At 60.4% G+C, this 7,738-nt stretch carries 6 protein-coding genes and 2 pseudogenes; 4 read left to right on the forward strand and 4 right to left on the reverse strand.

Annotation, left to right across the window (positions count from 1 at the left end):
* Positions 1-200 precede the first annotated feature (200 nt).
* The 4 genes and pseudogenes from tnpC to BMI01S_RS35115 all read right to left on the reverse strand — a co-directional run.
* Positions 201-1,709 (reverse strand): annotated as a pseudogene (tnpC, locus tag BMI01S_RS35100) (IS66 family transposase); the annotation flags it as partial.
* A gap of 8 nt (positions 1,710-1,717) precedes the next feature.
* Entirely contained in the window at positions 1,718-2,104 is a 387-nt protein-coding gene (tnpB, locus tag BMI01S_RS35105) for an IS66 family insertion sequence element accessory protein TnpB (protein ID WP_028232861.1), read from the reverse strand.
* Positions 2,104-2,322 carry a hypothetical protein gene (locus tag BMI01S_RS35110; protein WP_028232862.1) on the reverse strand — a complete coding sequence of 73 codons (219 nt, stop codon included), beginning with the start codon at positions 2,320-2,322 and terminating at the stop codon, positions 2,104-2,106. The genes tnpB and BMI01S_RS35110 overlap by 1 nt, the downstream gene beginning before the upstream one ends.
* A gap of 415 nt (positions 2,323-2,737) precedes the next feature.
* Complete coding sequence (locus BMI01S_RS35115) at positions 2,738-3,106, reverse strand: DUF3564 family protein (RefSeq protein ID WP_028232863.1); 369 nt, start codon at positions 3,104-3,106, stop codon at positions 2,738-2,740.
* Positions 3,107-3,404: 298 nt separating this feature from the next.
* On the opposite strand from BMI01S_RS35115, the pseudogene BMI01S_RS35120 reads away from it, so the two are divergent.
* The 4 genes and pseudogenes from BMI01S_RS35120 to BMI01S_RS35135 form a co-directional block, all read left to right on the forward strand.
* Positions 3,405-4,431: pseudogene (locus tag BMI01S_RS35120) on the forward strand (IS110 family RNA-guided transposase).
* 1,189 nt (positions 4,432-5,620) lie between these two features.
* A complete protein-coding gene (locus BMI01S_RS35125) occupies positions 5,621-5,815 on the forward strand; it encodes a hypothetical protein (protein WP_028232864.1) in 195 nt (64 codons plus the stop codon).
* A 336-nt stretch (positions 5,816-6,151) separates the two neighbouring features.
* Positions 6,152-7,291: an RpiR family transcriptional regulator gene (locus tag BMI01S_RS35130; protein ID WP_028232865.1), complete on the forward strand. Its 1,140-nt coding sequence runs from the start codon at positions 6,152-6,154 to the stop codon at positions 7,289-7,291.
* The coding region (locus BMI01S_RS35135; RefSeq protein ID WP_042292497.1) for a GSU2403 family nucleotidyltransferase fold protein at positions 7,288-7,738 on the forward strand (451 nt) is incomplete at its 3' end. The genes BMI01S_RS35130 and BMI01S_RS35135, both read left to right, overlap by 4 nt.

A 7,738-nucleotide genomic window follows, 5' to 3' on the forward strand; every position in this document is an offset into this window, starting at 1 on the left:
TGATCGCGGATGTCTATCCCGCGGAAGGCGGGACGTCCACGCCCGCGATGACCGAGTAGGGTAGGGCGCTGCGCCAGCTGGGTGTCTTCCGTGCAGGGTCGCAGCATGCTGCCCCGCCGCGTGGACGACCTGCTTGCCTGGCTGCTGCAACAGGAGGCTCTGGTGCAAATAGGCGGTCTGTACGAGATTATTGTTATCTAGAGTTCATGCACGCGCGACGCCGGGTGCTGGCCCACGCGCTGCAGCACGTCGACCAGATAGTCATAGGGATCGATGTCGTGCAGCTTGCACGTCACCAGCAGGCTTTGCGCAATACCGATTTGCCTGGCGCCGAGCTCGGTCCAGCAGAACATCCAGTTCTTTTTACCCATTGGGATTGCGCGCAGCGCGCGCTCCAATGAATTCGTATCGATTTCGACGTCCGGATCGTCCAGATACAGCAACAGGCCTTCGCGGCGCTCGCGCACACAGGCCAGTGCTTTCGTGAGCGGACTGCTCGGCAGCAAGCCTTGCGCCTCAAACTGCCTGTCCACCCAAACGAAGAACTGCTGCGCCGCCGGCTTCGCATATTGCTGCCGCCAGGCGCGCTTGCCGGAGCCTGTCAGGCCCTTTTGCCGAATGTCTTCCTCGACGCGATACAGCGCGCCGATATGCTCCAGCGCTTCGGCCACGCGTGCCGGCTCGATTTCCTCTGCCTTCACGAACGCACGTCTGCTGTGCGCCCAGCACTGCGCGTGGGCGAGTCCCGTCTTCTTCGCATACAAGGCGTACGCCTTGTAGCCGTCCGTGTGCAGGACGCTGCCAGTCGATGCGGTTTGCCCGAGCAGCTGCTCGACGTGCTCCTGCCGCCGGCTCGGCTGGTAGTGGAAGCATATCTCGTCGCGCTCGCCCATGACAGGCCAGAAGTACGCCGACTTCATCTTGCCCGGGCCGTCCCGTCCGGCCTTGATCGGCGTCTCGTCCATGCGCTTGACGCGCGAGCTCAGGATCGATTGCCACTGTGCGTCGTGGATTGGCTCGATGAGCGCAATGGCCGCTTGCGCGATCTGCGTGAGCCACTGCCGCGAAACGCGGATGCCACATTGGGCAAGCCGCTGATGTTGACGGTACAGTGGCAGGTGGTACACCAGCTTGTCGATGAGCAGCCCGGCGATGATCGACACATCGGCGCGGCTGCCTTCGATCACACCAACCGGCGCCGCAGGACACGACAATGCCTGCGTATCGCGCCGCTTGATCACCGGGCGCACGTACTTGAGCACGACATAGCTGCCGGGACGCTGGGCCAGCCTGTGGCTCACACGCTCGCCGATTACTTCGTAATCCTCGGGATCGAGTCCTTTGGCCTCGGGGTTTGCAACCGGGATGACTTCGACCGGGACCTTGTCCTCGTCGAAGAACAGTGTCGATTCGTCGGCATCCGAGCGCCTGGGCGTGGCGCTGCGCTCGTGGCCGGCTATGCGTGTCTTCCTGCCTGGCACCGGTGCATCGGGCACAGCATCGAAGGCTTCGCCCAGCGTGCCTTGTGCCGCATCGGGCTGTACGATGCGACGCTCGCTCTTGCGACCGAACAGTTGGCGCTGGAACCACGCGACTTGCGCGCGCAATTGTGCGTTCTCGCCGAGCACCGCATCGCATCGCGCCGACAACGCCGCCACGTGCGCGGTGAGCGCAGCGATGGTCTCGTCGGTGGCGGCAGTCGATGGCATGGTCACCATCATAGGGCAAGGCATGCCTCACGGCGGGGCCTCATCGGCGATTGTGGCTGCGGGTGCCGGTAACGATGCCGCTGCCGGACGACCTCGATTCCCTCCAGCAACAGCTTCAGTTGCGTGACATCGATCTCACGCGTATCCACCCGGTTCCAGTTGGCCAGAAAACGGCCTTGCTCGAGCCGCTTGGCCCAAACGCACCAGCCGCTGCGATCGAAATAGAGCACCTTGATCTGTGTGGCACGATGATTGATGAACGCGAAAAGATGGCCCCCAAGTGGATCGACCGGCATGCTGTGGCGCGCGATCGCGTACAAGCCATCAAACGGGCGCCGCATGTCCACGGGCGCGCCGTACAGGAACACACGCACCTGCTGCTCCGGGAAGAACATCAGCTTCTCGCGATCGTCAGAACGATGCCGCCGGGCAGATCGAGGCGGATCGTCAGATTCGCCTGTCCCGCCGGCCTGCCCGGCTCGATGTGCGTGTCAGTTGCCGCAATGGTGCCCAGATCGACAAAGGTTGTGCCTCCGGTGGGCACATCCGCAACACGCGGTGATGCCGGGCCCTGCAAGCGCCGCCGCCAATGATAGAAGCGCAACTCCGACACCGACTACTCGCGGCAAAACGCTCTGACCGTCTGCCCGCGCTCGGCGAAGCGCGCCAGCCTCTGCCGCCACACTGATTCGACTTCCTCTCGCTTTGCAGTTGCCTTCATCGTCCGCTCCTGATCGCACTGAACGAGGAACATTCTGCAACGACACTTACGCGAACTCTATAACGCTCATGGGTTACCGCTTACATCGGCTCGCCGAACGCGACCCTGGCGGTGAAGTCAAGGGCTGGATGCTGCGCTTGGCAGCGATGCTCTGAAGTTTGTACCGAGGAACGTCAAGAACGGGTCGGCTCCAGTTCAATGAAGATTCTGTAGCTCGATTGAGTGGGCCCCTTTCGGGACTCAGCATCTCAGCGTGGCCTTGAGTCCCCTGGCGCATTCTGTACCGCTTGGCGGCTGGGGATTCCCTTTAGACCTCGGCAGTTGCGAACAAGCTGTCCTCGGCAAGCACAGCGTCCTTGTCGATGCACCGCACATGCCAGTGTCCTGCGGTCTGAGGTCCGTTTTCGCAACGCCAGTGGGCCTCCCCTGATTCTCCTTCGAACGGACCGATCTGGTCCTCAAGGGCAAGACCTTCGAGGATGAAAAGAGGGTCCTCATCATGCTGACCGCAGACCTGCGTGCCGCACGATCCGACGTGCAGCTGTCCCCATTCGGGAAGCTTTAGACCGGCATGACCTTCCCGCGACCACGTACAGGTTTCGGTGTCGAGCCAAAGGATCGCATAGGCGTTCGGGTCAATGCGATCGAACGTGTCGAGATGGAGCGTAATGCGCATGAATCCTCCAATGGTTGCTCGTGGCTGCGTGATCGACCACGCTCGGAAACGTTTGCCATATAAACGATACGTGCAGCTGGGGAGTTTTGTCTGCGTCAGGGTGTCGCAATTGCCCGTTTACTTCGTGTCGCCCACCCGCTCAGGTGATAAGGCGGTCCGCAACGGCTTGTGTCCGAGTGCGCGGCGCAGTGCCCAAATCCGAAAGCATCGCCCGGAAACATGACATAATGAAATGGCCAGCCCGATCTCACCGACCGGTCTACGATAGGCAGTTCGGTCCACGGTAGAGGAGATCGCCATGAACGAGGTCACGCTGATCGGCATCGATCTGGGCAAGCATGTGTTTCATCTGCACGCACAGGATGCAAAGGGACATGAGGTGTTCCGCAAGAGGCTTTCTCGCGCGCAACTGCTTCCGTTCTTCAGTAATCTCAAGGCGGTTACGGTCGTGATGGAGGCGTGCGCGGGGTCGCACTGGCTGGCACGCAAGCTCAACGAACTGGGGCACGTTGCCCGCCTGATTTCGCCACAGTACGTTCGGCCTTTCGTGAAGAGCAACAAGAGCGATTACATTGACGCTGAGGCGATCTGCGAGGCGGCGTCCCGTCCCGCGATGCGTTTCGTTGAACCACGGACGGAAGCACAACAGCTTCTGGCGGCAATGCATCGGGCGCGCGAAGGGCTGGTCACTGAACGCACGGCTACCATCAACCGTATCCACGGCATCTTGCTCGAGTTCGGCATCGTCGTTCCTCGATCGAGGGCCACGCTGCGCCGGCTGCCCGACGTGCTTGCGATACACGATTTGCCTCCACGACTAATCCAACTGATCCACCGGCTCCATGCCCACTATCGTTATCTGGACCAGCAGGTTGACGACATCGAACGGGATCTGACGTTACAACTTCGCGAAGACGGGAATGCAGCGCGGCTGCTGTCTATTCCCGGCATCGGCCCCATCACGGCCAGCCTGCTGGCGTCGGAAGTCGGGAACGTGGCACAGCCGCGAGGGCGGCCGCAACTTCGCGGCCTCGATCGGACTGGTGCCACGGCAACACAGCACCGGCGGGCGTAATGTCCTGCGTGGAATCAGCAAGCGTGGCGATAAGCATCTGCGCCATTTGCTCGTACAGGGCGCCCGAGCCGTCATGCAACGCGCGAACCAGCGCGCCGATCGGCTCGGAGAGTGGATCCGGTCAATGCTGACCCGACGGCACGCCAATGTGGTGGCCTGTGCGGTGGCCAACAAGCTCGCGCGGATTGCCTGGGCGGTGCTCACCAAACACACTGCGTACGATGCCTCGCACCTGAATCTCGCGGACTGACCCTTCGTTTCACCCAACAAGGTTTTGCGACTGCTGGAAACCTGATGATCCAACGGCACAGCGACCGGACGAAAAACCTGACAAGTTCTACAGCTCGCAGCAGCTGCCGACATTTTGAGGATCGACCGGTGCGACTTTCATCGTGGAACATGGGATTCCGGATAGATTTGTGCAAGCCATGAGGACATCAAAACCAGAGGTGGCAAATCTCGGGCTGGCCATAGATTTTGAACTCAGGGGGCGGCGCTTCGCGACGATAACCGCGAGCGGCCGATGCTCTGCGACTCGAACGTTCACCGCGAAATTCGCAGCAGGTTTTCCGAGACGGTGCGTCGCGGACCTCGAGCCGGTTGAGTGCGTTCGTTGACGCACATACGGGCGTGTCACACCGGGCAAAAATGCGGCGGACAGGAGAGCGTCCAATCAAGCTGGTGAGATTTTGAGCTTTTTACGGCGATAGGGAGTGACCGTGGGCAGTATTAATCCTGAGTGGATAGCGTGGCGTGATCGAGACCCCGCTGGATTTTTGATATCAAGCTTTAATGCGGAATACCCTTTCAATCAATCGCACTGGTTTTTGCATAGGAATGGTGTGCGTGGGAAAATTTTCGTGCATTCAGAGGCATATCGTGACCTCCGCAGGAGAGGCAGGGCATTCTTCATCGGGCATCTGGAGTACCAGGAGGGCGTCCCACCCCGCCGGAAAATATTCCGGAGTTCCCGCGTCGGGTTGGTGTTTGAATTGGAAATCCAACGTATTCCTACCCATCCTTGGAACATCTGGCTTCGTGAGCATTTAGAGGACGGGTGCTGGAAAATCGGGCGCTGCAACTGTGAACTCTGCACAGATTGAGCACAGGCTCGTCCACGATAGCGTCATTTCCAGTAGGCACGGTCGCAACCGACCATCGAGATGGCTCCAGCATAAAAGGCGTCCGTTTCACCATTCAAGGACTAACCTCTCTCAGGTCCAGGGGCATTGCCCTGAACCGCAAAAAGCCGGAATACAGTCACTGGGCTGAATAAAAGACCTGTCTGTAAACAGTGTGCTTGGGGCCGCTCGGCATGCGGCCGAACCAGGGTGCCGTCAGTTACCTCGCTTATGTTGATCGTTATTCGCGTCTTCGGCGTGGAAATTCGAGCTGCTGAAGGTCGGCTACGGCCAATCGTGTCATAGGAAATGCTACACGTGCATTCGCTGCCGCACGTACGTGACGCCATATGCGTCGCTGCGATCGTCGTCTTCGTGTGGGCTCCAGGATGCTTATGCGGCTCAGTCAACCCCATCAAAATCGCCGACGCCAATACGCTGATCCCTGGCGGCACCGGCACGTTCGTCGCGGCACCGGGCGACCCGCGGATCAGCGGCAAGAACGAGACGTGAGGTCTGCCAAATATTGCCGCCCCGTCCGAGGGGGTACCTACGTGGTCTCAGAGCTTTTCCTTAAAAGGGTCTGGCAGGCGCTTAAAAGTACGACCGGAAGACTTGAGCGCGGAATCCGGCGTAACAGAGGATGGCATTCCGCACTGACTGGGAGTGTTTATTCGGGCCCCAATATACAACTCGACGCTTGGTCGCTGGGCCGTTGGTCAGCTGTTTTCCGTAGGCGGATGTCGTCTCACTTGCACCTCCTGTGCGACGCGGAGTAACATGGGCGTGTGATCTAACGTGGCCATGTGATTTCACATGGCCAACTGAAATAGCGTGGCCAGGTGAATCATGAGCGACACACACTCCCTGACCGGGGCAACCGACCGTCTCGCGCGACACGCCGTTTATTCGCTCTTCGAAAGCAACGGTTGGCAAGTCCAGGAGGACAGTGAGAACGGCAAGGGCGGAGATTTCGTCCTGACCAGCCCTCACGGTCAGACGTATCACGCGGTATTGAAAGCCCTAACGGAAGGGCGCGCCGATCGGGTGATACCGCTTTTCTCGCAGGCGCTGCTCGAATCGCGCGTCCACGCCAATGCAAAGCCGGGCAAGTCCCATCCCGCTGTCCTCATCTGGGTGGGAAGCGCATCGCAGGCGCTCGTCACCAGGCTTCGAGATTTTCAGCGTGCGTATGGCAAAGGTGAACCTGTCGCCATCCTGTCGGACGTGCCGCTGTACGTTGACTTTCCGGGACTGGAGGCCGATAAACGGCCAGTGAGTGTGCGGCGCAGCAGCCATTCCGCACCGCCGACGCTCGTTTTCTCCGATCTCGTCCAATGGATGCTCAAGCTCCTGCTCGCGGCCGATATCGTGCGAGAGAACCTGATCAATGCCCCGGAGAAGACGTACATGACGGCGACCGACCTTGCACGCGAAGCGGGTGTATCGGTCATGACCGCTACGCGGCTCGTCAATGCCCTGAAAGAGGAAGACTTCGTCGAGGCGGTGCCGCACCTGCGACTCGTCCAGCGACGCAAGCTCGCGCAGCGGTGGAAGGCCGCCTACGTGAAACCGACAGTCAGCGTGCCGATGAAATTTCTCGTGCGTGGCGTGCCCGAGGAGCAGCAGTTACGAAAGACGCTCAAGCGGGAAGAGGGGGCGACACTGGGCCAGTTTGCGGCGGCGCACGCACTGGGCGTAGGGCACGTCCATGGCGCACTGCCGACTTTGTGGGTGCCCAATCTCGCAGCAGCTGAAGGCTGGCGGGGGCTGAAGCGTGCGCTCGAGGGTGAGCGGCCGGATCTGATTCTGAAGCAACACCCGTATCCTCAATCGCTGCTTCGCGGGCGCGTGATGCGCGAGGGCGTCTGGGTGTCCGACATTGTCCAGACGTGGCTTGACGTCTCCGCCGATACGACGCGAGGTGCCGAGCAGGCAGCCGAGCTGGAGCACGGCGTGCTGGCAAGCATTGTGGGAGAAAAAATGTGAGCGAATTGGCAGACTTCAGCAGACTGGCGATGACGCTCGAGCCATGGCGCAAGCAGATCGTCTTTGTTGGCGGATGGGCATTCCGGCTGTACCGCTATGAGCCGCGTGCTTACACGGCGGACCACAATCCGATCTTCACCCAAGACGCAGATGTGGCCTACGACACGCACGAACTGCTCGAAGGCGATATCAAGAAGGCATTGGAAGGGGCTGGGTTCACCGAAGAGCCGAACCTTGCTGGCGGGTTCAGACCGCCAGCGATGCGTTACAACCTGGGCGGTGACACACACGGGTTTTACGCGGAGTTTCTTACCCCACTCACGGGCAGCGGGAGGAAGCGCGACGGGAAAGGAGGATGGGAAGAGGACGCAACGGAACTGCACGCTGGTGTCGTTGCGCAAAAGCTTCGTTTCCTGGAAGTACTGCTCTACAAGCCTTGCCTTGTAA

This window comes from Paraburkholderia mimosarum LMG 23256 = NBRC 106338, from assembly GCF_000739815.1.
Lineage (GTDB): Bacteria > Pseudomonadota > Gammaproteobacteria > Burkholderiales > Burkholderiaceae > Paraburkholderia > Paraburkholderia mimosarum.